This is a genomic window from Kitasatospora acidiphila, assembly GCF_006636205.1.
GTDB lineage: Bacteria > Actinomycetota > Actinomycetes > Streptomycetales > Streptomycetaceae > Kitasatospora > Kitasatospora acidiphila.
This window is the reverse complement of sequence record NZ_VIGB01000003.1, coordinates 6,988,018-7,011,372: the sequence shown is the minus strand read 5'-3', so window position 1 is coordinate 7,011,372 and position 23,355 is coordinate 6,988,018. Positions and strand designations below refer to the sequence as shown.

Genomic DNA, 23,355 nt, shown 5'->3' with positions numbered 1-23,355 from the left:
TCGGACCTTCCAAGGGCCGAGATGCGGTGGCGCGCGGGGCGGGCGCATGCTGGAAGAGGCCCGGCGGCCGACGGCACGACCTGCTCACCGGTCGCAACGCGTTCTGGACCCGAAAGGGGTACGACGTGATCCGGGATGCCGAACCGGCCCCTGCACCGGCCCCTGAACCGGCCCGCGAACCGGCCTACAGGGTACCGCCGGAGCTGGTGGCGAAGCAGCCGGTCGAAGCCCTCGGCGGCGCCCGCAGTGACGCGCGGATGGTCGTGGTGGACCGCCGGGACGGCACGGTCCAGCACCGGCGGTTCTTCGAGATCGCCGGGGTGCTGGGGCCGGGCGACGTCCTGGTGCTCAACAACTCGCGCGTCCTGCCGTCCGTGCTGCGCGGCACGGACGATCGCGGGCGCCAGGCCGTGGTGCAGGTGTACTCGCCGATGGAGGACGGCAGTTGGCACGCCCAGGTGGTGGCCGCGGAGCCGGACCGGCGCCCCGGTGAGGAGTTCTCGTTCGAAGGCTCCGACGGTTGCGAAGGTTCCGGCGGTGAGCGGCTGTCCGGGCGCCTCATCCGCGAGGAGACGCCCGGCGAATGGCGCATCATGCTGACGCCGCCCGGGCCCGAGGCCCTGGAGAGGACCGCCGCGCTCTTCTACCCGCACTACCTGGGCTCGGAGCCCCGCCCCGAGTACTACCAGAACGTCTATGCGACCCGCCCCGGCGGCATCATGCTGCCCTCGGCCGGGCGGCACTTCACCCCGGAGCTGTTACGGCGCCTGACCGAACTCGGCGTCGCGGTGGCCGAGGTGACGCTGGACATCGGCGTCAAATGGGGCGTCGTGCGGCTCGCCACCTGGCTTCGCGAGACCGCGGGCGTCACCGAGCCGCTCCTACCGGAGGGCACCGCGCGCACGCCGGCCGACGAACGCGGCAACTTCCCCGGCGCGGAGCACTATGACGTGCCGATCGAGACCGCCGACACGATAAACGCCCGGCGCCGGGCCGGCGGACGAGTGGTCGTCTGCGGCACCACCGTGATGCGGACCCTGGAGACGGTGACCGACGACACCGGGCGGGTCTGGCCGGGGCACGGCTGGACCGGTCTGATCATCGAGCCCGACCACCGGTTCCGCTCCTGCGACGCCTTCATGACCAACCTGCACATGCCGACGAGCTCCGAATTGCAGCTGACCGCGAGCCTGGTCGGCGGCGACCGATTGCCGGAGATCTACCGGACGGAGATCATCCCGCGCGGCTACCGCTTCTACGAGTTCGGCGACTCGATGGTGATCGTCTGACTTGGTGAGTCAGAGAACCGACCGGCCGACGAGCCGGTGACCAATGAGCCAGTGAGAGAAGGCACGAGAGAGGAGCGTCATCATGTCGGAGCTGAACAAGGCGGACCTGTACGGAGCCAGCCTGACCGGCCTCGCCTGGCACAAGAGCAGCTACAGCAAGGACAGCAAGGACTGCGTCGAGATCGCCGAGCTGACCGGCGGAGCCGTCGTGGTCCGCGACTCCAAGAACCCGCAGCTGACCGCCCTGCGGTTCACCGCCACCGAGTGGGGGGCGTTCCTCAAGGGCGTGCACAAGGGCGAGTTCGGCGCCTGACCGCCGACCACCGACGACCGCCGGACGGCGGGCTCGTCACCCCTCGGGTGGCGGGCCCGCCGCGGCGTGCCGCTCGGACCCTTGACTTGCGGTGGTACAGCTGGATTACTTGTCCTTGCCGCATACAGACCGAATGGTCGGTCGGTAGCCAGGGCGGAAATCGGCTCGGAAGTCAGCTCGGAAGTCAGCTCGGAAGCCGGCTCGGAACTCGGGCCGGAAGGCGGGTCAGAAGTCAGGCGGTGGTCAGGGTGGCGGTCGGCGTGAACCCCGTGGAAGCCATGCTCGGCGCTGACGAGGCGTCGACCCGGCTCGGGATCGAGCTGCTGGAGCACGGCACGGGGAGCGCGGTGCTGCGGATGACCGTGACGCCCGCGATGGTCAACGGACACCGGATCGCGCACGGCGGCTACCTCTTCCTGTTCGCCGACTCCGCGTTCGCCTGCGCCTGCAACAGCCACGGGCCGGTCACCGTGGCGGCCGGCGCGGAGATCACCTTCGTCGCACCGGTGCACCAGGGCGACGTGCTGGTGGCCACCGCCGAGGAGCGGGTCCGGTTCGGCCGCAGCGGGATCTACGACGTGACCGTGCGGCGCGAAGGCGAGGTGGTCGCGGAGTTCCGCGGGCGCAGCCGGAGCATCCCGAACCGGCGCACCGGCGACGGACAGCACGCCGAACGGGGCGAGCAGCACTGAGAGTCGGCACGTCGGCATTGTCGGCGGGTCGACACGTCGGCGCCTCGGCACGTCGGCATGGAGAAAGGCAGCGCGATGAGCACTGAGCAGCCCACCCGCCTCGGCGAACCCCTCCCCGCCGAGTTGCTCGACGACGCCGAGCGGATCTCGCGGGAGGAGCTGGGGGAGCTCCAACTCACCCGCCTCCAGGCCACGTTGCGGCACGCCTACGACAACGTCGAGCTGTACCGCCGGAAGTTCGACAAGGCCGGGGTGACTCCCGCCGACTGCCGCACCCTTGAGGATCTGGCCCGCTTCCCGTTCACCACCAAGGCGGACCTGCGCGAGACCTACCCGTTCGGCATGTTCGCCGTCCCCATGGACCAGGTCCGGCGGTTGCACGCCTCCAGCGGCACCACGGGCCGTCCGGTGGTGGTCGGTTACACCGAAGGCGACCTGTCGAGGTGGGCCGATCTGATGGCCCGGTCCATCCGCGCCGCCGGCGGCCGTCCCGGGCACAAGGTGCACATCAGCTACGGCTACGGGCTGTTCACCGGGGGCCTGGGCGCCCACTACGGCGCCGAGCGGGCCGGCTGCACGGTGATCCCCGCCTCGGGCGGCATGACGGCCCGCCAGGTGCAGCTCATCCAGGACTTCAAGCCCGAGATCATCATGGTCACCCCGTCCTATCTGCTCACCCTGCTGGACGAGTTCGAGCGCCAGGGCGTCGACCCGCGCTCAACGTCCCTGCGGGTGGGCATCTTCGGTGCCGAGCCGTGGACGGAGGAGATGCGCCGCGAGATCGAGGAGCGGATGGACATCCATGCCGTCGACATCTACGGCCTGTCGGAGGTGATCGGGCCGGGCGTCGCCCAGGAGTGCGTGGAGACCAAGGACGGACTGCACGTCTGGGAGGACCACTTCTACCCGGAGGTCGTCGATCCCCTCACGGACGAGGTGATGCCCGACGGTACGAGCGGCGAACTGGTCCTGACCTCGCTGACCAAGGAGGCGCTGCCGGTGATCCGCTACCGCAGCCGCGACCTGACCCGGCTGCTGCCCGGCACCGCCCGGCCCGCGTTCCGCCGGATCGAGAAGATCACCGGCCGCTGCGACGACATGATCATCCTGCGCGGGGTCAACCTCTTCCCCAGCCAGATCGAGGAGATCGTGCTGCGCACCCCCGATGTCGCCCCGCACTTCCAGCTCCTGCTGACCCGACGCGGCAGGATGGACCACCTGACCGTCCAGGTCGAGGCCCGCTCTCCCGGCGTCGGCCCCGAGCGGCGTGCGGCCGCCGCCCGGGCGATCACCCAAGGGGTCAAGGACGGCATCGGCGTCTCCGTCGAGGCGGCGGTCGTCGACCCCGAGACCCTGGAGCGCTCGGTCGGCAAGATCCGCCGCGTCCGGGACCTGCGCGAGCAGTGATGCGCCGGCTCGGCGCCTTCCGCTAGCGCGGTCCGTCGGGCGCGCGCCCTGCGCGGGTGTCCCTTGCGCGGGTGCCGCCCTGCGCGGGCCCCCCTTGCTCGGGGGCGCCCGAGCGCCGTCCCCCGGTCACCGCCATCCGGGCGAACCCGGCCGTGTCCCGGGTGCGCCGCCGCGCCGCCCGTCCCGACAATGCACGTGTAGTCCGTTGTCGAACGGTTCGCGGGCACGGCGCCGATGGCCGGGATGGGCCAGTGCGCCACCGCGCAGCACGTCTGCCACGGTGAGGGCGCCTGCCGCGGCCGGGGCGGCTGCGGCTACGCCGGCTCGGACTTCGAGCAGGCCCACCCCGGTGAGCAGGCCTGCCGCTGGAACGGCAGTTGCGCCAGCCCGATCAACGTCAGCCGGGTCTTCGCCGGCGGGCCGTACAAGGGCAAGAGCGTCTGGAAGACCGCCCGCAAGCTCTTCGAGGCCCGGATGTACGACGCGCAGCTGGCCTTCGGCCCGTCCCCGGGCGAGGGCTACCCGGACTACCTGGTGCCCGAGTACGACCGCACCAGTGCCTGAGGCCGTCCCCGTCCCTGAGGTCGCCCCGGTCGACACCCGGCGGCTCGGCTTCGGGGTCGGCTTACGCAGCCCCCATCTGCGGCACATCCGCACCCACTGGCCCGAGGTGGACTTCTTCGAGGCGCTGACCGAGAACTTCCTCAAGATCACCTGGAACAAGGCCGGCGCGAACCGCCAGTACCAGCGGGGCTACTGGAACCAGAACGGCGGCGGCAAGACCGTGGTGGTGACCGATCTGAAGAGCGCACTGAAGGCCCTCAACGAGATCATCGACCAGGGTGAGGGCAGCCCCAAGTCGGGCGGCACGGTGCCGCGCAACCCGATCAGCCCACGGGACGGCCTGGAGGAGTACTCCCACTACGTCAAGTTCGAGCGGATCTACAACCGGGTGGAAGGCATCGGGATCGGCGACGGCGAACCGGAGAAGGAGGTCGACATCGACAGCCCGCTCGCGGTCGCGATGCTCGCCAAGAACCCCAAAGTGGCCGACTACGCCCGCAAGGACCAGAACAAGCCCTGGCCGACCGAGCCGCTCTGGGACCTGATGACGCTCTTCAACGCCGCCTTCACCTACACCATGCACCTGCTGGACACGCTCTACGCCCACCCGACCGACGACATGCAGGACAACGGCCACAGCGCCCGCTACCACCTGGAGCGGCTCTTCGTCGCCGCCATGCAGGGCATCCTCTACCCCGTCGCCGACCTGCTCACCCGCACCCCGACCGGCCGCCGGCACACCGTGCACGGCCAGAAGTGGGACGAGTACGCCGGACCATCCTTCGAGTACCACCCCTTCGGCACCGGCCCCTACGCCGCCATGAACCGCGAGGCCGAACTCGCCGCCCTCTGCACCCGCGACGCCCGCCACTTCCCCGAACTCGGCGGCGACGACGGCGTCCAGCGCCAGATCTCGCTGCTCACACCCGTCATGCCGACGTGACGCCGCGGTCTGGTCCGCGCTGGCCATCCCGGCCCGATCCGCGCCAACCCTGCGCCTACCACCCGTCGCTGATCTACAGTGCTCAGCAGTACGTGTCCCTTTGTTGAGCCAGGAGGAAGCGCCGGTCATGGCGACTGAGACGTTCGAGTTCCAGGTGGAAGCGCGGCAACTGCTGCAGATGGTGATCCACTCGATCTACTCGAACAAGGACGTGTTCCTGCGCGAGCTGATCTCCAACGCCTCGGATGCGCTGGACAAGTTGCGGCTCGCGGCACTGCGGGACGAGGCGGCGGGTGCCGATGTGTCGGACCTGCACATCGAGTTGGTGACCGACCCCGAGTCCCGGACGCTGACCGTTCGGGACAACGGGATCGGCATGTCGTACGACGAGGTGATCCACCTCATCGGCACCATCGCCAACTCGGGCACCGCGAAGTTCGTCAAGGAGCTGCAGGAGGCCAAGGACGCCGGGGCGGCGGAGGGGCTGATCGGGCAGTTCGGGGTCGGGTTCTACTCCAGCTTCATGGTGGCCGACGAGGTCGTGCTGGTGACCAGGCGGGCCGGGGAGACCGAGGGCACCCGGTGGTCGTCGACCGGCGAGGGCAGCTACACGCTGGAGCGGCTCGACGAGGCGCCGCAGGGCACCTCGGTGACGCTGAAGCTGCGGCCCGCCGACACCGAGGACCAGCTGCACGACTACGCGGCGCCGTGGCAGATCCGGCAGATCGTCAAGAAGTACTCGGACTTCATCACCTGGCCGATCCGGATGGCCGTCCCGGCCGGGGGCGAGGAGCAGGCCGAGGGCGGCGAGCAGGCGGAGCCGGAGACCCTCAACTCCATGAAGGCGCTGTGGGCCCGCTCCCGTGACGAGGTGTCGGACGAGGAGTACCACGAGCTCTACAAGCACCTCAGCCACGACTGGACCGAGCCGCTGGAGACCATCCGGCTGCAGGCCGAGGGCACCTTCGAGTACCAGGCGCTGCTGTTCGTGCCGTCGCGCGCGCCGCACGACATGTTCACGAGGGACTACCAGCGCGGCATCCAGCTCTATGTGAAGCGCGTCTTCGTGATGGACGACTGCGAGGCGCTGATGCCGCCGTACCTGCGGTTCGTCAAGGGTGTGGTGGACGCGGCGGACCTGTCGCTCAACGTCTCCCGCGAGATCCTCCAGCAGGACCGGCAGATCCAGCTGATGCGCCGCCGGCTGGCCAAGAAGGTGCTCTCCACCGTCAAGGACCTGATGGCGGGCGATGCCGACAAGTACGCCGTCTTCTGGCGGGAGTTCGGCCGGGTGCTCAAGGAGGGCCTGCTCAGCGACGGCGAGAACCGCGAGACCATCCTCGCCGTCTCCTCCTTCGCCTCCACTCACGACGATGAGAAGCCGACCACGCTGCGCGAGTACATGGAGCGGATGAAGGAGGGCCAGGAGCACGTCTACTACCTCACCGGCGACTCCCGGCAGGCCATCGAGAACTCCCCGCACATGGAGGCGTTCCGGGCCAAGGGCATCGAGGTGCTGCTGCTCACCGACCCGGTGGACGAGCTGTGGGTGGAGGCCGTCCCGGAGTTCGACGGCAAGCAGCTGCGCTCGGTCGCCAAGGGCGAGATCGACCTGGACGGCTCGGACGACCAGACGCCGGAGGCCGAGGGCGAACGCGAGAAGCGGCAGCAGGAGTTCGCTGGGCTGCTCGGCTGGATGACCGAGCAGCTCGGGGAGGAGGTCAAGGAGGTCCGCCTCTCCACCCGCCTGACCGTGTCGCCGGCCTGCGTGGTCTCGGACACCTTCGACGCGACCCCGGCGCTGCAGGCCATGTACAAGGCGATGGGCCAGGAACTCCCGCGCGCCAAGCGGATCCTGGAGCTCAACCCGGGCCACCCGCTGGTCACCGGCCTCAACCAGGCGCACACCGAGCGCGCGGACGACCCGGGGCTGCCCGAGACCGCCGAGCTGCTCTACGGCATGGCACTGCTCGCCGAGGGCGGTCAGCCCAGTGACCCGTCGCGGTTCATCAAGCTGATGGCGGACCGGCTGGCCCGCACCGTCTGACGCCTAGCGGGGTGGGCGGTGCCGGCCGCCCACCCCCTGCTACGCGGATCAACTGGCGGCAGCACCGAACCACTTCGCCAGAGTGTCAAGCAGCTCCCCCTGGTCCTCGCCCACCCACACCACGTGGCCGTCCGGCCGCAGCAGCACGGCGGGGGCGTCCAGTTCCTCGCTGACGTCGACGACGTGGTCCACCCGGTCCGCCCAGCCCGCCGCCGAGAGCCGGCCGGTCTGGTCGAGCAGCAGGCCGCGGCCGCCGTGCATCAGCCCGTACAGGCGCCCCTGCTTCAGCTGCACGTCACGCTGGCGGCGGCCGAGCAGTTCATGACCGTCGTCCTCGCCGAGGTCGTAGCGGACGTCGACCGCGGTGATCATCCCGGTCACGTACCGGTTCACCTCATCGAAGTCCATCAGCTTCGAGAACAGCTCCCGCAGCGCGACCGCGCCCGGCTCGGTCCCCAGCAGCGTCATCTGCGCGCGGGTGTTGTCCAGTACGCGGGCGCCCACCGGGTGCCGTTCGGCGTGGTAGCTGTCGAGCAGTCCCTCCGGTGCCCAGCCGTTGACCGTGGCGGACAACTTCCAGCCCAGGTTGAACGCGTCCTGGATGCCGAGGTTGAGGCCCTGGCCGCCGGTCGGCGGGTGGATGTGCGCCGCGTCGCCCGCCAGCAGTACCCGGCCCGCCCGGTAGCGGTCGGCCTGCCGGGTGGCGTCGGTGAACCGGGACAGCCAACGCGGCGAGTGCACACCGAAGTCGGTGCCCGCGACGGCCCGCAGCTGCTGCTTGAACTCCTCGAAGGTCGTCGGAGCCGTGCGGTCCTCGGTCACTCCCGCGGCGGGCACGATGACGCGGTGCACGCCGTCCCCCTCGTCGATGATGCCGAACCGCAACTGGGTCTTGCGGACCTCCGCGACGACGGCGGCCACCGTCTCCGGATCCTCGGCCAGCTCCATGGTGCCGAGCAGCGTCTCGACCGTGGCCGGCTCGCCGGGGAAGCCGATGCCGACCAGCTTGCGCACCGCGCTGCGGCCACCGTCGCACCCGACCAGGTACCGCGCGCTCAGCCGCGTGCCGTCCGCCAGCTCGACGGTCACCCCGTCCTCGTCCTGGCTCACCCCGACCACTTCGCAGCCCCGCCGGATCTCGGCACCGAGTTCCAGGGCGTGCTCGGTGAGCATCCGCTCGGTGGCCGGCTGCGGCATGGCCAGACCGTACGGATGAGCCGTGTCGATCCCCTCCGGCCACGCCTTGTGGACGCCGCCGAACATTCCGCCGATCTGGAACTTCTCACTGACCGCCAGGCACTGCTCCAGCAGGCCGCGCTGGTCCATCAGCTCCACGCTGCGCGCGTGCAGGCCGCGGCCACGGGTCTCCGGAGTCGGCTCGGCCAACTTCTCCAGCACCACGACGTGCACCCCGTGCAGCCGCAGCTCCGCGGCCAGCATCATGCCGGTCGGTCCGGCGCCGACAACGATCACGTCGATCAGGTCAGTCAAGGGGTCCCCCATGTCCGCAGGTGGTGGCTTCGAGCGGAGATTCTGCGGCATGACCAGGGCCTTGCCGCAAGGCCCCCGGTGCGCTATAAGTTGAGAGTGGCAAGGAGTGCTGATCTCCTTGCCTTCGTTCATTCCGGGCTCCGCTCGCACACGCGGCGGTTCGAGCCCGCCACACTCGTGGATCCCGACCGCTCCGCCCACACTGACGCCGCCGCGCCACGGGACGGGCTCGCGCGCTCAACTACCATGTTGCCGCGTTCGTGTCATTTGCCCTGCCGCGCACGTGTGCGCCGCGCTACGCTCAGTCTCGGGACAGCTTCTATCAGAGGGAGCAGTAGTGCCTGAGATTGACGCCTTGCTCGGCCAGATCGTGCCAGCCATCTCAGCGGCGGTCGGGGCCTACGGTACCGGTGTGTTGACCAGGGCCGAGGACGCAGCGGCCGATGAGACCATCCGGTTGGGCCAGCGCCTGCTCGACCGCATCCTGCGGCGGCGCCCTGAGCCGGTGCCGGTGCGCAATGCGGTGTCCGACCTTGCGGAGGCCGGCGGTGATCCCGACGCGCTCGCCGCACTGCGTTTCCAGATCAGGCAGGTACTCGTCGGTGACCAGCAATTCGCCGCCGAGTTGGCCGAGTTGCTGCCCCCGGGTGCCACCGTGCACGCGGCCGGTGATCGGAGTGTCGCGGTAGGCGGAACGAACTCCGGCATCATCTCCACTGGTGACCAAGCAGTGAATGTGCAGCGCCGATGAGCACCGACCCGATGAACCCGGTCCCAGTCCCTGAGCACCAGTCAGGGCGGCATGGTTCGCCGAGCGAAAACGACGGTGCCGCCAGCTCGGTCGTGGTCCAGGGCGACCAACGGGGCATCGTCAGCATCGGGCACTACACGACGAACGTCATCTACGTGGAAGGCGGGTTCGTCGCCACACCCAGCGTGCTGGAGCTGCCGGTGCGCCGGCTCCCGGAGCTGACCCCACCGGCCCGGGCCGAACTGTTCGGCCGGGACGAGCTCGTGACGCAAGTGGTCGACCAACTGACCGTCCAGCACAGCGTCCAGCTGTACGGCCGCCCGAGCACTGGCAAGCAGGCGATCGCTCTGGCCGTGAACGGGCGCCTGGCGCAACGCGGCATCCGGGGTACCGTGCTGGTGCCGCAGACCGGGCAGCAGGAGACCCTTGCCGACCTGTACGACCGTCTGGCCAGACTGCTCTACGGCCAGCTCTTCCTCCGCCAGGTCGATGAAGCTGAGCTACGTGCCGCTGTCCGTGAGCTGTCGGCGCACATCACACTGATCGACTGCACACTCAGCACCGAGAGCCTCTCCCGGCTCCTGGAGACGTTCCCCAAGTGCACCTTCCTCATCACCTCCCAGTACGAGACCCTGCCTGACCGCGAGGCAGCTCATCTCGTCCAACCGCTGACCCGCGCAGCCGCAGCCGAACTCCTCAGCGCTGAACTCGGCTTACGACTCGGCCCGATCGGCTTGCGCAACCTTCAGTTCGACCAGGCCTACGCCATGGCCGAGGGCCTACCGCAACGCCTTCTCCAGTACGCCGCGTTCATTCGAAGCTCCGACGGCTGGCGCGCCAGAACCAGCGAGGAGCCCTTCGAGCAGCCCGGTCCGACCGATCCTGCAACCGTCAGCCCAGCGGAGCAGGCCGAGATCCTCGCCGTGGCACTGAGCGAACCCGCCCGGCAGGTCCTGGTCGCACTCGAGACCTTCGGCACACCCCTGTCACCGCACTGGTTCGCCCCCGTCACCGGCAACCTGCAGACCAGCGGGGTCGATCGGGAACTGTACGACCGGCGCCTGGTCACCTCCCAGGGTGATTGCTACCAGATCACCGCGGATGCCGCCGAAGCCGTACGGTCCCAAGGCTGGGGCCCGGCCTCGCCCACGACGGCCGCAGGCGGCATCCTGGAAGCGCTCTCCCGCCCAGGATCGACCACCCAGGCTGCCTCGGGCGGCCCCCAGCCGCTCCTGTCGCCGCCCGATCCACACCTGTTGCTGGCCATCACAGACCGGCTCAACGACGCCCAACAGTGGGCCACCGCGTCCCGGTTCGTTCGCGCGAGTGCACCACTGGCCCTCCAGACCGGCCATCGGCAGGCAGCCCTCAAGCTCTACACACTGGGCCAACTCGCAGCTACTCGGGCGGGAGCCCAGGCCGATGTCGAGTTCTACCTCCACACCGGAGAACAGACCCGCAGACTGCTGGACGGCGACGCCATCACTGCGGCCGCCGCCCTGGCGATCCTGGCGTCCGGCCCCGGCCAGAACATCGTGGCCGCCGCAACCGGCCACACGCCGGCCTCCACTGGCCACCTCACCCAACGCATCGCGCGCTTCGGCCGCCACGCGCTCAAACTGGCCCAAGCCAAACCCGCCCTGGCAGTCGCAACCGCCATCGTCGTGGCCGGCGGCGCGGCCGGCATCACCGTGGCAGCAACCAGCGGCGACGGCGGTTCCGGCAAACCCGCCGGCTGCAACAGCGCAATTGGCGTCGTTGATCCCAAGAACAAGACGGATGCACGGACACCGATGGACCTCGTCCCCTACTACCACCAGCGGGCAACCGGCCTGAGCGGCGCCGCCGCTGAAGCGACCGATCCGAAGGTGAAGTCCGCGCTGCAGAACCGGGCCGACGCGCTGAACAGCTTGGCTGATGCCCAGCAGAGTGCCGGAAACGGCACCCTTATCGGATGGAACTCCAGCGTGAGCGACTTCAGCACCGACGGGGTACACCCGGACGTCGTCGCAGCCCAGGTCGCCACTACCCAGCTTGGAGCCGGCATTGAGGACCTCCAGGCGGTGAACAGCGTCTGCGGCTTGAACTGACGCCTTGGAAGGGGAGTCGATCGTGCTGGTCACGGCCACTCCTGGAGGGCCGTGACCAGCGTGGCGGCCGAACTGCGGCTGCCTCCGCTACTCCGCCTCGCCATCGCCCTCTCCATCGGGCGGCTGGATCGGGCGCAGGGCCGCCCAGAGGCCCATCACCGCCGCGAACCCCAGCATCGCCAGGCCCACCCACAGGTTGACGTTCCAGCCGCCCGTCTTCGCCCGGTCGGCCTCCGTGGTGCCCGCAGCGCCCAGAGCCGTCAACACGGCGCCGTAGCAGGCGAACAGGAACGCGATGATCAGGCGCAGATCGAAGAACATCCCAAGCCTCCCTCACCAGAAGACGATGCTCAGTGCCGTGGCCAGCGCCAGCACCCCGCCCGCCAGCAGCCCCGGCGAGCGGTACCAGGCATCGGGCTTGCTCCGCACCCGAGGCGTCAACGCCCAGACCAGCCCGCCCAGTTCACTGTCCGGCTTGGGCTGAGTCGCCAGCGAGAGCGGCACGCTCACCGCGATGTCCATCACGAACGCCGCGCTCGCCGCCACGAAGCTCGGACCCTGCCCGGACATGTGCAGCACGTGGTGCCGGTTCAGCTGGTCGATGGTCACCGCCGACGCCGTACCCACCAACAGCCCCACCCCGCCCGCCACCGGGCTGGTGCGGCGCCAGAACATGCCCAAAACGAATGTGGCGAACAACGGCGCGTTGAAGAACGAAAAGAGCGTCTGGAGGTAGTCCATGATGTTGTTGTAGTCACTGGCGATGAAGGCGGTGCCGACCGCGATCGCACAGCCCGCAACGGTCGCAAGCCGCCCCACTCGCAGGTAGTACTGGTCGGGGCGGTCCCGCACCACGTAGGACTGCCAAATGTCGTATGTGAAAACGGTGTTGAACGAGCTGACGTTGGCCGCCATGCCCGCCATGAACGCCGCCAGCAGCCCGGTGATCGCCACCCCCAGCATCCCGCTCGGCAGCAGGTCGCGGATCAGCAGCTCGATCGCGTTGTTGTAGGTGACCCCGTTGTTCAACGTGCCTCCGCTCGCCTTGTACGCCGCCAACTCCGGTGACAGCACGGCGGCGAGCATGCCCGGGATCACGATCACCAGCACGATCAGCGCCTTGGGGTAGGCCCCGATCAGCGGGGTGCGCCGCGCCGCCGACATGTCCTGGGCGGCCAACGCCCTTTGCACCTCGGCGAAGTTGGTGGTCCAGTAGCCGAACGAGAGCACGAAGCCGAGGCCGAAGACGATGCCCAGCACCGAGAGGGTGGCGTTCTCGATCCCGGTCAGATTGGTGCCCGGCCAGGAGTGCAGCTGGAGCTCCGCGTCGGCGTTCACGGCGCGGATCCGGTGCGTGAGCCCGTCCCAGCCGCCGACCCTGTGCAGCCCGACCAGGGTGATCGGCACCAGCATCGCCACGATCACGAAGAACTGCAGCACCTCGTTGTAGACGGCCGCCGAGAGCCCGCCCAGCGTGGTGTAGGCCAGCACGATCGCCGCCGCCGCCAGCACCGACACCCAGAGCGGCCAGCCCAGCAGCAGGTTGACCACGGTGGCCAGGGCGTACAGGTTCACGCCGGCGATCAGCACCTGGGCGAGGGCGAAGCTCAATCCGTTGACCAGGTGGGCGAATCGGCCGAACCGGCGCAGCAGGAACTCGGGCACGCTGCGCACCTTGGAGCCGTAGTAGAAGGGCATCATCACCAGGCCGAGGAAGACCATGGCCGGGATGGCGCCGATCCAGTAGTAGTGCACGGTCGGGATGCCGAACTGGGCGCCGTTGGCGGTCATGCCGAAGATCTCGACGGCGCCCAGGTTGGCCGAGATGAAGGCCAGGCCGGTGACCCAGGCGGGCAGCGCCCGGCCGGCCAGGAAGAAGTCCAGGCTGGCGGAGACCGAGCGGCGGGCCATGGTGCCGATGCCCAGCACCAGCGCGAAGTAGAGGGCAAGCAGGGCGTAGTCGACGGGCTGGGCGTCAAGGCGCAGCTGGGTGGCGGCGAGTGGCGTCATGGCACCCCCGGTGGAGTGGCAGGCCCTGTGGGCAGTGGCGGCCCACGGTAGGCGTCCACCGGCCCCGCCGCTCGCCAGGCGCGCTCGCCGCACCGCCGAACGGGGCACCGGCCGCCCGGTCGAGCCGCCGAACGGACGCACCGCCGCCCGGCCACCGGCGTGGTCCGTTGCCGCGGCTCGTCTCAAGCTGCTGGGCTGACAGGGCGTCAGAATCCGAAGAGCGAAAGAGGGCGGGCGTGGCGGAGAACGAGCGCGGCCGGTGCTGCGGATCCGCCCGGGTCGCCCTGCTGCGCAGGCGGGACCGGTGGCGGGCCCGGCTGGTCGAGGGCGGCGTCGGCTGGTGCGTCGCCGCCCGGCACCGGCTGGCCGACTGGCGCCGGGCCGGGCCCGGCCTGCGGGTGGTCCCGGCGGGGCTCGGGGAGCTCGGCTGCCGCCTGGCGGAGGCGGCCTGCGGTCTCGCCGGCTGGCTGCTCTACTGGGCGCTGACCGGCGCCTCCTGGCTGCTGCCCGGCCGGCTCCAAGGCACCGTCTCGGAGCGGATCCAGCACGTCTTCGTCCTGGTCCTGGAGAACCGCTCGTTCGACCACATGCTCGGCGCCGCCACCGGGGCCGTCAGCCCGGACGGCGAGCTGCGCCCGGGCATCGGCATCGACCCGGTGACCGGTGCGGCCACCACCGTGGACGGCCCGGGCGAGCAGCGCAACAGCCACGCGGGTACGGACTACCGGATCAGGCTCGGCGCGCCGTTCGTACTGCCGGTCGACCCGCCGCACGAGTTCTGCGACGTCCAACTCCAGCTGGCCGGTACGCCGATCAGCGGCAGCCCGCACGACGACCGCTGCACGTACAGCGGCGAGTACCCGCCGATCGACCTCAGCGGCTTCGTCCAGAACTACGCCAACGAGGCTGCCGTCAAGCACAGTTCCGCCGACCTGGGGGCCGTGATGGCGTGCTTCACGGACCGGCAGGTGCCCGTACTCGCCATGCTGGCCCGGGAGTTCGCGCTCTGCGACCGCTGGTTCTCCGCGCTGCCCGGCCCCACCTGGCCCAACCGGTTCTTCCTGCACGCGGCCAGCTCGGCGGGCCTGGACCGCAGCCCGGACCCGCTGGAGACGATCGGCTCCAAGCTGGCCGGCTACCACTTCGAGCACGGCACCATCTACGAGGCCCTGGACGCCAAGGGCCTGCCCTGGCGGGTGTACTCCGGCGACGCGCTGCCGCAGGTCTCGGCGCTGGCCGGGATGGACCTGCCCGTCCTGCTCACCCGCTACCACCACGTCGCCGACCTGGCCGGCCATCTGAGCCGCCGCCGCTATGACGCCGCCTACACCTTCATCGAGCCCTCCTACGGCCATGTGCTCACCCATGGCGCCGACTTCCAGGGCGGCAGCAGCCAGCACCCACTGGACGACGTGACCCGCGGCGAGGCGCTGATCAAGCAGGTCTACGAGGCGATCCGGCAGTCCCCGCACTGGGAGTCCAGCGTGCTGGTGATCACCTATGACGAGCACGGCGGCTTCTACGACCACGTGCCGCCACCGACCGCGGTGCCGCCCGGTGACGTCATCGACCCGGAGAACAACGCGCACGGCTTCCGGTTCGACCGGCAGGGCGTGCGGGTGCCGGCGGTGGTGGTCTCGCCCTGGGTGCCCGATCTGCGCTCGCCGGGGGTGCCGGGCCAGAACTGCAACCTGGTCGACCACACCCAGTACGACCACGGCTCGCTGCTGGCCACCGTGGAGCAGTTGTTCGGGCTGGAGCCGCTGACCCAGCGGGACCGGCACGCCAACCACTTCACCCACCTGCTGTCCGCCCGCGCGCCCCGCCCGGCCCCGCGCACCCTGCCGGACCCGGCCGACTCGAGCCCCCAGATGGACGACAGCCGGATGGACGACGACCGGCTGGCCGCGGTGGCCGATCCCGCCGTCGCCGAGCGGCCGTTGACCGCCACGATGCGGGGCTTCGTGGAGACCGCGGCGATCCTGCACGCCCGGCTGCACCCGGACCAGCACGAGCAGGTGCGGCATCGGATCGGGGCGATCACCACGGTCGGCGAGGCTGCGCGGTACCTGGTCGAGGTGCGCGGCCGGCTGGCCGAGCGTGGTGTGCGCACCGCCCGCCAGGGAGGGGCGGGCGGCACATGACCGAGCGGTGGGGGTCCCCCCGGCCGGAGGCTGGGGGAGGGGTCATCATCAAGAGGCGCGCGTACTGCGAAGCGTTCGCCGAGCCCTGCGAGGTGGGCGCATGAGCAGTCCGACCCGGGGCAGCGGCGCCCCGACCGGCGGCGCCCCGGCGTGGCCCACCGTGGTGACCCGGGTGGCCCCGTCACTGCTGGTCGGGGCCTACCTCCTGCTGATGGTCTTCCTGGTGCTGCTCTCGCTGGACACCCGCGCCCAGCTGACCAACGTCAACTTGGTGCTGCCCGTGCTGGTTTCGGGGCTGTTGGGGCTGGTGACCAATCCGCAGACGCCGACCCACCCCTGGCTCTGGGTGCTGATGGCGGGCGCCGCACTGGTCGCCGGGGTCGTGGCGGGCGTGGAGATGCTGCTCTACCCCGCACACAGCGGCGCGATGCCCGCGCTGATCGCGGCGGTGGCCGCGCTGGGTGCGCTCTTCGTGGACACCACCTCGAACACCCATCCCACCAGTCGCAGCTGACCACATGTCAGGCAGGATCTTCACATGATCCGAACCCGGCTCGTCCTGCCTCTGCTGACCACCCTGCTCGCCCTGACCGCCTGCGGGCACCAGCGGGCCGACGGCGATCCGAGCCAGGCCCTGCCCGCGACCACCTCCCCGACCACCTCCCCGAGCCCCACCCCGAGCCCCACCCCGCAGCAGCTCTGCCCCGGCGAGTCACCGTCGCCCACCCCCTCGGCCATACCGACGAGTACCTGGCCGGTGGACCCCAGCGGCTCCCCCACCCCGCCGCCCACCGACGGCCCGGGCGACGCGCCGCCGAATTACGCGGACAACCACCGCTTCCAGGACCAGCTCCCGCTGCAGGGCGCCGAGCGCTGCCAGGGCCTGGCCGAGGCGGCGAAGGTCCGGGCCGCCCTGGAGCCGCTGCGCACCCAGCCGGACATCACCCCCGCCTCGGTGCGGGCCCGGCTGAGCGCGCTCGGCTACGCCCCGGCGACGGTGCAGCTCAGCACGATGGGTCAGGACGACGTGTATTTCACCATCGACCACGCGCCGATCTGCCTGGACGGCCAGCTGAACCCGCGCAGCGACTCCGTGGACGCCTACGCCGGCTACGCGGACGGCACCGGCTGCCAGCGCCCCAAGGGCGGCCACTGAGGCCTAGGCGTCCGCCACCTCCGGCGCGGGAGCGCTAGGCGTCCGCCACCTCCGGACCGGTGAGCCCGGTGCGCTCGGCCAGCACGCCGCCCTGGAACCGGCTCTCCGCGCCGAGCGCCAGCATCGCGTCGGCGATGTGCCGGCGGCAGGTCCGCAGCGACATGCCGAGTCGGCGGGCGATCACCTCGTCCTTGGCACCCTCGGCGAGCATCCCGAGCAGGGCTCGCCGCAGATCGTCGCCGACCGCACGGTAGGCCGCCTCGGATCCGCCGGTGAACGGGGTGGCGGTGGCCCAGAGCTGGTCGAAGACCCGGCAGAGGTAGGCGACGATGTCCGGGTCGCGGACCAGCACGGCGCCGTCCCCGGAGCCGCCCTCGGCGCGCGCCGGCAGGAAGGCCACCGCCCGGTCGAAGACCACCGCCCGGTCGGGCAGCTCGGCGGCGGTGCGGTACTCGGCGCCGGCGGTGGTGAGGGTCTCGACGTAGCCCTGGGTGGCCAGGTTGCTGCGTGCCGAGTGCTGGTAGAGGGTGCGCATCCGGATGCCGCGGTCCAGCATCGCCAGGTCCCGGTTGACGGCCTCGGCGAGCCGGCCGGGCTGCCGGCCGCCGCCCGGCTGAATGGTGAAGACCTCCTTCTGGCAGCGGGCGGACTCCTCGCCGAGCATCGCCGAGACGGTCGGCAGGTCCGGCAGCCGGTCGCCGCCCGCCTGCCGGCCGCGCTCGCGCAGCGCGGACCGGTACTTCGGCATCAGCGCCTGCAACTGGTCGCGGGTGGCCTGGGCCCGGGTGCTGGCCGCCGCGATCCGCGCCTCCAGCGGGCCGACCGCCTCGGCCGCCGCGGCCTCCGGGCTGGTCGGTATCAGCAGGTCGGGCCGCCCGGGCGCGGGACGGAGCAACCGCAGTGCGAGCAGCACCTCGGTGGCGTGGTCGAGCTGTACCCGGCTCAGGCCCGCGACCGGCGCGGTGCCGGCCGCCGCCTGCCGGTCGAGCCCCCCGCTGGCCAGCACCTGGTCGAAGAGCCGCAGTGACACCTCGTCAAGCACTGGTAGTTGACCGAAGTCTGTCCCGTTCTGCACTATTCACCCCTGTATGCGACCCCCGTCTTAACCTGCCATGCACGCTATTGCCATTGATCACCTCTGGACCACCGGCCACTCGGCGGGGTGGACTAGTCGATATCCGGACGGGGTGTCAATGGTCCCGCCGTCCGGACATCGCCCCGCAGGCACCGGTCCGGCGGGCGATCGTGTGACGTTCTCGAACTATCAGGAGCTGGCCCATGGCCTCGAACTCCCGCCGCGGGTTGGCGCTGCTGCTGCTCGTCGGCACGCTGCTGACCGGCGCCACCGCCACCGCCCAGGCCGCCACCCACCACGGCGGCACCACCCGGGCCGGCGGCACGGACAGCGTCCAGTGCCCCACCCCCATCGTGATCAAGGACACCAGCTGGGGCGACTGGTACTGCCCGCCGCCCAACATCAAGTAGCCCCCCGACCGTCCGGACCCTCAGGAGGAGATCGCGATGACCACCGCGACCATCCCGCACCGCCGCCGCGTGGACGAGAACAGCTGGCTCACCCCGCAGCAGGCGGCGCGCTGACGGAGCCCGCACCAGAGCACGGTCGGACGGCCGGTCCGGCCCCGTACAGGGGCCGGGTCCCATGTGGGAGGGACAAGCCGACCGCCCGACCGGACACCCTGGCCGTCGGGGGCCGAACCACCCGACCCGCCCGGGCCCGAGCAGCCTTCACCCCGCTGCCTCGGGTCCGCCGGCGCGGTCCGGTGGGCGGCCCTCGGCGGCCGGCGTCATTCGTCCCGAGCCGTGAAGCCACTCGAGCGAGCTACGAAGCCACTCAGGCCATGAAGCACCCGAGTCATCATGCCCGGGCACGGCCCGATCAGTAGACCAGGTACCCGGGCCGGTGGCCCTCGTCCTGGATCTCGCCCGACGCCTGCGCCCGCAGCTTGTGCGAGAGGTCGTCCAACGCGCGCCAGGCGGCCACCTCCTCGCCGATCCTGGCCAGCGGCCGGTCCTCGGCGCTGCGGACCGCGTCGCCGTGGCCGTGCAGGGACGGCGCCCTGGTTCCGACCAGCCGGGCGTCACAGTGCGTGTTCACGCCGTCTTCCTCGAAGCTGAGCTCGACATCCCATTGGTTGCGCATGGTGTGCCTCCTACCTCATCCACCAGCGTGAACCCGCCGGGCCGCCGCCGCAAGCGTCCCGGTGATCACGGGCGGGCCTTGCCGAAGCGGGCCCCGGACAGCAGGATGTGACGGACCGTCCGAGCCGAGCGGAGGCCCCGCATGCCGATCCTGCCCGAGCCACCAGAGCTGCCCGAGCCGCCGGAGCTGCCGGAGCTCGGCGAGCCGCCGGACATCCCGCGGCTGCCCCACCTCACCGACCTTCCCCACCTCAGGGATCTACCGCATCCCACCGAGCTGCCCGAGCCACCGGAGCTCCCGCAGGAGCCCGACCTCCCGCCCGCCCCGAGCTGCCCGAGCCGCCCGACCTCCCGGACGACCCCGAGTCGCCCGCTCCCCCGACCGGCACGCTCAACGGCACCTACTGACGATCCATCAGGCCGCCCGGGCCCGCTGCCGCACCTCGGCCACCAGCCGCGAGCCGGCGAAGGCCGCGGCGACCTGGAGCAGCCAGGCCGCCTCGGCGGCCACCGTGCCGGGCACCGGCTGCGGCACCCAGCCCGGCCCCGCCGGTTCGCCGCCCGGCCGGCCCGCCCGCCGGGCCTCCAGGGCGGCCGCCAGCGCCGCCGCCTCCAGCACCGCGCCGTCCGGCTCCCCGCCGGGCTCGACGGCCGCCAGCCACTCGGGCAGCTGCGGCTGCAGGTACGGGCGCAGCGCGAGCTGGCCGTCCCGGATCTCGATGATCCGCCGGTAGAGCGCGAACTCGGCGGTCCGCAGCGGCGGCCGCCGGCCCGGTCGGGGCGCCAGGGCGATGCCGGGCACGGCGGTGTGCAGGGCGGACCAGAGCGGCTCCAGCGCCCGGTAGCGGCGGCGGGCCCGGAGCCAGCGGGCCGGTGCGGTGATCCGGGCGCCCCAGCGGGTGGCGCCCCAGACGGTGACGGTGGCGCCGCTCACCGCGAACACGGCGCAGATCGCGCCCAGCACGTCGGAGGGGATGTCCTCGCCGTTGTCCTGGCGGCCGCGCAGCAGCACCGGGATCAGGTCGTCGAGGGTCCACAGGCTCCAGGCCACGCCGACCACGGCTGCGCCCGTCATCAGCCACAGGCCGGTGCGCAGCAGCCCGGCGTCGGCGCGCCGGATCTGCCGGGCCAGCACGGTGCTCAGCACGGCCAGGCAGCACACCGCGTAGCCGCCGAACACCGCGTCGTAGCCGGCCAGCAGCCAGCGGCCGGTGCCGTGGACCACCAGGCTGTCGCCGCGCACGGCGGGATGGGCGGCGTAGAGCAGCAGCACGAGCAGCACCGACACGGTGACGGCGGCGGCGCCGTGCCGGCGGATCAGGCGGCGCGTCCGCAGCCGGCTCTCCGGCTCGCCCCGGACCCGCAGTGCCAGCGCGAGCAGCACCAGGAGGCCGCCGGCGGCGGTCTTGAGGAGGTCGCCGGCCAGTGCCCCCGGATACGGGCCACCGCCGAGCCGGCCGAGGGCGGTCAGGGTGGCGGGGGCACGCGCGACCAGCCCGCCGCCCATGCAGAGGGCGAAGCCGATCGCGTAGCGCTTGGCCTGCTCGTCGGGCTGGGTGCGGGCGGCCGCGATCCACTGGCCGGCGAGCAGCAGGAAGACCGCGGCGGAGAGGTAGGCGGCCAGGTCGGCCGGGCCGGGGTCAGACATGGCGCCGCGGCGGGGCGTCGGAGAGGCCGAACACCGAGTCGGTCCAGGAGAGTTGGCTCGGCGTCACCGGCGGCCAGGCGTCCTGGCGCTGGACCCGGTGCAGGATCAGCGAGGCGACCAGCTCGGCCTCCTGCTCCTGCGGTTCGGCGTAGACGGTGCGGCCGAGCACCCGGGTGACCAGCGCGCCGGAGAGGCTGGGCAGCAGGGCCTGGGCGGCGCCGAGTCGGGCCTCGGCGTTCTCGTGGTGGCCGCAGAGCAGGTGGGCGGCCTCGTGCAGCAGGATGTGCTGCTGGTGCAGCGGGGTGGTGTCGGCCAGGTAGACGATGCAGTCGGCCCGGTCGGTGGTGATCAGCAGTCCGCAGGGCAGGGTGGGGCGCGCGGTGACCGGGATCAGCTCGATCGGCCTGCCGCGCCGGACGGCGAGCAGCCGGACGAACGCCACCGCGTCGAAGGGATCGGGTAACTCCAGGTCTGCCACCCGCTGTTGACATCGCCGCCAGAGCCGGCGGCGCTGCCGCAAGCGCACCAAGTCCACCCCGAACCGCACCGCAGTCCCTCCCCCGCCCCGGTCGCGCTACTTGCCGCCGCCCGAGCCCTCCCGACGGGCGATCACGTCGATCAGGTCGCTGATGGTGCCCACCCCCTCCGGCGAGAGGTTGACGGCACGCAGTGCCACGCTGCGCACCCCGGCGTCGCGCAGCGCGCCGAGCAGTTCCAGCTCCTGGGCGATGGCCGCGCCCTGCTCGTCGTCGAAGAAGTAGGCCACCGGGACCTGGAAGAACTGGGCCAGCGCCTCCAGGTGGCGCTTGGTCGGGTTGTCCCGCCGGCCGGTGCGCAGCTGCCACAGGTAGGTGGCGGAGAAGGTCTCGCCGGTGGCCTCCCGGCAGGCCTTGGCGACCTCCTCGTGGCTGTACTGCTCACGGTTGGGACGACGCACCACCCGGAACAGGCCGTCGATCTTCTCGGCCAGCGTCGTTCCCCGCGCCTCGGACTCCGACATCCCTCACCTCCAGGGCCGCCCCCGCACCACTTCAGCACGCGCGGACGCAGTGATCGATGCTGTTCATCCTAGTTCAGCAGGTGACTCGCTGTCAGCGCCGCGGGGCGCGATCGCCGCACTGTACGCCGTCGCCGGGCGCCCGGCCAGGCCTTGCCTCGGACCGGGGATGGGAGTTTCATGACCGGTACGGGACGTTCCGCACCGTTGGCCCGCACCGCGGCCGCCCCGGGCCCTAGGAGCACCGCCATGATCACCGAACTGGCTGTGGAACACGTCGAGTTCACCTGCGGACACTGCTGGCACCAGTGGGCCGCCGACTACGACGTCATGCACTACCGCGACGAGGACGGGGCTGACTGGGAGGCCTTCTCCAAAGCCGGCATCCCGGCTGCCTCCCCGTACTCGACGGGCGGCGGCGCCGCCTGCCCGGAGTGCCACCGGCATTGGGTGGGGCACCTGGGCTCCCGCCATCTGCTGCCGCTGCCGGGTGCCGGCGGGTGACCGTCCCGGCGGCTCAGGCACCGGGCCGGCCACCCGCCGGCACCCGGCTCGACGGCCGGGCGCGGTCGTCTCAGACGCCGACCGCCTCCTCCATCTCCTCCTCGGCCCCGTCGACCACCGCCAGGGCCGGCCGAGCCGCGGCCCGCTGCGCCGCGAGCCGCGCCCGCCGCTCGTACCAGCCGCCGGCGGCCACCAGCGCCAGGCCGGCCACCAGCCAGAGCGCCAGCGAGAGCACCCGCCCGCCGAGGCCGACGCCGCCGTCGAAGTAGAGGATCGACCGGGTGCCCTCGACGAACCCGGCGCCGTCGTAGAAGCGGTGCAGCCAGCCGAACAGGCCGGGCTGCAGCGCGGGCTGGAACACCCCGCCGGAGCTGGTGAAGTTGAGCATCACGAAGAGCACCATCAGGGTCAGCGTGGTCCAGCGCTTCAGGAAGCTGTGCAGCCCGGTGCCGATCATGACGATGCCGGCCGAGTAGAGCCAGGCGAGCGCCCAGACCGCCACCTGGTGGTGGTCCACGATGTGGTAGACCGGCCCGGCGACGACGATCCCGATCACGCTGACCGCCAGCGAGACGGCCAGGCCGACCAGCGCCCGGCCGCGCATCGACAGCGCGGCCCCTGCCGCCCCGATCACCGCGACGCTGCCGTAGGCACCGACGCTCAGCGCCACCAGCAGGAAGAAGATGCCCTGCCCGGTCGGGTCGCCGCTGGAGGTCGGCACCAGGTCGGTGGTCTTCATCGGCACCCCCTGGGCGTCGGCGACCTGCGTGAACACCTCCTGGACGGCGGTCTTGGAGGAGTCCGAGTTGGCCGTGGCGACCAGCAGTTCGGGATTCCTGGGGTCCGGCACGAAAGCGCCGACCAGCTGCCGCTGCTCGATCTGATGGGCGCCCGCCGCCCGGTCCGGCACGGTGCTGATGTCCAGCGCGCTGCCCGCCTTCTGCTGGATCCCGGCGGCCAGCGCCTGGGACTGCGGGCTGCTGCCGACCACGGCGACCTTGAGGTGGTGCGGTGCGGGCTGGTGGAAGGCGCCCTGGTAGGCGAGCGCCATGCCCAGGCACATCAGCAGCGGGGTGAGCAGGTGGCTGACGAGGTGGGTGAGTGGGTGCCGGGTGGAGGCGGTCATGCCAGGCGCGTCCCTTCGGAGGC

General features: G+C 71.5%; 23 protein-coding genes. 14 read left to right on the top strand and 9 right to left on the bottom strand.

Going from position 1 to position 23,355, the window contains the following annotated elements:
* Positions 1-26: 26 nt before the first annotated feature.
* The 7 genes from E6W39_RS33190 to htpG all read left to right on the top strand — a co-directional run bounded on the left by E6W39_RS33190 (position 27) and on the right by htpG (position 7,255).
* Positions 27-1,289: an S-adenosylmethionine:tRNA ribosyltransferase-isomerase gene (locus E6W39_RS33190; RefSeq protein WP_141636636.1), complete on the top strand. Its 1,263-nt coding sequence runs from the start codon at positions 27-29 to the stop codon at positions 1,287-1,289.
* 82 nt (positions 1,290-1,371) lie between these two features.
* A complete protein-coding gene (locus E6W39_RS33185; RefSeq protein ID WP_141636635.1) occupies positions 1,372-1,602 on the top strand; it encodes a DUF397 domain-containing protein in 231 nt (76 codons plus the stop codon).
* Positions 1,603-1,880: 278 nt separating this feature from the next.
* Positions 1,881-2,294: a hydroxyphenylacetyl-CoA thioesterase PaaI gene (gene paaI / locus E6W39_RS33180; protein WP_141638091.1), complete on the top strand. Its 414-nt coding sequence runs from the start codon at positions 1,881-1,883 to the stop codon at positions 2,292-2,294.
* A 75-nt stretch (positions 2,295-2,369) separates the two neighbouring features.
* On the top strand, positions 2,370-3,701 hold the full coding sequence (gene paaK, locus E6W39_RS33175; RefSeq protein ID WP_228718466.1) for a phenylacetate--CoA ligase PaaK: 1,332 nt from the start codon (positions 2,370-2,372) through the stop codon (positions 3,699-3,701).
* A 234-nt stretch (positions 3,702-3,935) separates the two neighbouring features.
* Positions 3,936-4,265, top strand: coding sequence for a hypothetical protein (locus E6W39_RS39945; protein WP_181799558.1), 330 nt, complete (start codon positions 3,936-3,938; stop codon positions 4,263-4,265).
* A complete protein-coding gene (locus tag E6W39_RS39940; protein ID WP_181799557.1) occupies positions 4,258-5,208 on the top strand; it encodes a ferritin-like domain-containing protein in 951 nt (316 codons plus the stop codon). Before E6W39_RS39945 ends, E6W39_RS39940 begins: the two co-directional genes overlap by 8 nt.
* Positions 5,209-5,335: 127 nt before the next feature.
* Positions 5,336-7,255, top strand: coding sequence for a molecular chaperone HtpG (gene htpG, locus E6W39_RS33165; protein WP_141636632.1), 1,920 nt, complete (start codon positions 5,336-5,338; stop codon positions 7,253-7,255).
* Positions 7,256-7,303: 48 nt separating this feature from the next.
* Here the strand turns inward: htpG and rox are convergent, their stop codons facing one another.
* Positions 7,304-8,737: a rifampin monooxygenase gene (rox, locus tag E6W39_RS33160; RefSeq protein WP_141638090.1), complete on the bottom strand. Its 1,434-nt coding sequence runs from the start codon at positions 8,735-8,737 to the stop codon at positions 7,304-7,306.
* Between the two features lie 364 nt (positions 8,738-9,101).
* Here rox and E6W39_RS33155 point away from each other — a divergent pair, with 364 nt between their 5' ends.
* Together E6W39_RS33155 and E6W39_RS33150 are read left to right on the top strand one after the other, a co-directional pair.
* Positions 9,102-9,497 carry a hypothetical protein gene (locus E6W39_RS33155; RefSeq protein WP_228718465.1) on the top strand — a complete coding sequence of 132 codons (396 nt, stop codon included), beginning with the start codon at positions 9,102-9,104 and terminating at the stop codon, positions 9,495-9,497.
* Positions 9,494-11,587 carry a hypothetical protein gene (locus E6W39_RS33150; protein WP_141636631.1) on the top strand — a complete coding sequence of 698 codons (2,094 nt, stop codon included), beginning with the start codon at positions 9,494-9,496 and terminating at the stop codon, positions 11,585-11,587. The genes E6W39_RS33155 and E6W39_RS33150 overlap by 4 nt, the downstream gene beginning before the upstream one ends.
* An 87-nt stretch (positions 11,588-11,674) precedes the next feature.
* On the opposite strand, the gene E6W39_RS33145 is transcribed toward E6W39_RS33150, so the two are convergent.
* Together E6W39_RS33145 and E6W39_RS33140 are read right to left on the bottom strand one after the other, a co-directional pair.
* Positions 11,675-11,908, bottom strand: a complete 234-nt coding sequence (locus E6W39_RS33145; RefSeq protein ID WP_141636630.1) for a hypothetical protein — start codon at positions 11,906-11,908, stop codon at positions 11,675-11,677.
* Between the two features lie 12 nt (positions 11,909-11,920).
* Positions 11,921-13,597 carry a sodium:solute symporter family protein gene (locus E6W39_RS33140; protein ID WP_141636629.1) on the bottom strand — a complete coding sequence of 559 codons (1,677 nt, stop codon included), beginning with the start codon at positions 13,595-13,597 and terminating at the stop codon, positions 11,921-11,923.
* Positions 13,598-13,833: 236 nt separating this feature from the next.
* On the opposite strand from E6W39_RS33140, the gene E6W39_RS33135 reads away from it, so the two are divergent.
* From E6W39_RS33135 to E6W39_RS33125, 3 genes are all read left to right on the top strand, one after another.
* Positions 13,834-15,741 carry an alkaline phosphatase family protein gene (locus E6W39_RS33135; protein WP_220140297.1) on the top strand — a complete coding sequence of 636 codons (1,908 nt, stop codon included), beginning with the start codon at positions 13,834-13,836 and terminating at the stop codon, positions 15,739-15,741.
* 100 nt (positions 15,742-15,841) lie between these two features.
* Positions 15,842-16,255: a hypothetical protein gene (locus E6W39_RS33130; protein ID WP_141636628.1), complete on the top strand. Its 414-nt coding sequence runs from the start codon at positions 15,842-15,844 to the stop codon at positions 16,253-16,255.
* A gap of 24 nt (positions 16,256-16,279) precedes the next feature.
* Complete coding sequence (locus tag E6W39_RS33125; protein ID WP_141636627.1) at positions 16,280-16,897, top strand: hypothetical protein; 618 nt, start codon at positions 16,280-16,282, stop codon at positions 16,895-16,897.
* Positions 16,898-16,931: 34 nt separating this feature from the next.
* Here E6W39_RS33125 and E6W39_RS33120 read toward each other — a convergent pair whose 3' ends face one another.
* On the bottom strand, positions 16,932-17,972 hold the full coding sequence (locus tag E6W39_RS33120; protein WP_141636626.1) for a DUF6879 family protein: 1,041 nt from the start codon (positions 17,970-17,972) through the stop codon (positions 16,932-16,934).
* A 203-nt stretch (positions 17,973-18,175) separates the two neighbouring features.
* On the opposite strand from E6W39_RS33120, the gene E6W39_RS33115 reads away from it, so the two are divergent.
* Positions 18,176-18,382, top strand: a complete 207-nt coding sequence (locus E6W39_RS33115) for a hypothetical protein (protein ID WP_141636625.1) — start codon at positions 18,176-18,178, stop codon at positions 18,380-18,382.
* 412 nt (positions 18,383-18,794) lie between these two features.
* Here E6W39_RS33115 and E6W39_RS33110 read toward each other — a convergent pair whose 3' ends face one another.
* The 4 genes from E6W39_RS33110 to E6W39_RS33095 form a co-directional block, all read right to left on the bottom strand.
* Positions 18,795-19,058 carry a dsRBD fold-containing protein gene (locus E6W39_RS33110; RefSeq protein WP_101379512.1) on the bottom strand — a complete coding sequence of 88 codons (264 nt, stop codon included), beginning with the start codon at positions 19,056-19,058 and terminating at the stop codon, positions 18,795-18,797.
* 414 nt (positions 19,059-19,472) lie between these two features.
* Positions 19,473-20,705: an MAB_1171c family putative transporter gene (locus E6W39_RS39935; RefSeq protein ID WP_181799556.1), complete on the bottom strand. Its 1,233-nt coding sequence runs from the start codon at positions 20,703-20,705 to the stop codon at positions 19,473-19,475.
* A complete protein-coding gene (locus E6W39_RS33100) occupies positions 20,698-21,183 on the bottom strand; it encodes a ParH-like protein (RefSeq protein ID WP_228718464.1) in 486 nt (161 codons plus the stop codon). The genes E6W39_RS39935 and E6W39_RS33100 overlap by 8 nt, the downstream gene beginning before the upstream one ends.
* 96 nt (positions 21,184-21,279) lie before the next feature.
* On the bottom strand, positions 21,280-21,705 hold the full coding sequence (locus E6W39_RS33095; protein WP_141636624.1) for a helix-turn-helix domain-containing protein: 426 nt from the start codon (positions 21,703-21,705) through the stop codon (positions 21,280-21,282).
* A 246-nt stretch (positions 21,706-21,951) separates the two neighbouring features.
* Between E6W39_RS33095 and E6W39_RS33090 the strand changes: the two genes are divergently transcribed.
* A complete protein-coding gene (locus E6W39_RS33090; protein WP_141636623.1) occupies positions 21,952-22,206 on the top strand; it encodes a hypothetical protein in 255 nt (84 codons plus the stop codon).
* Between the two features lie 70 nt (positions 22,207-22,276).
* Here E6W39_RS33090 and E6W39_RS33085 read toward each other — a convergent pair whose 3' ends face one another.
* A complete protein-coding gene (locus tag E6W39_RS33085; RefSeq protein WP_141636622.1) occupies positions 22,277-23,332 on the bottom strand; it encodes an ABC-2 transporter permease in 1,056 nt (351 codons plus the stop codon).
* Positions 23,333-23,355: the final 23 nt, after the last annotated feature.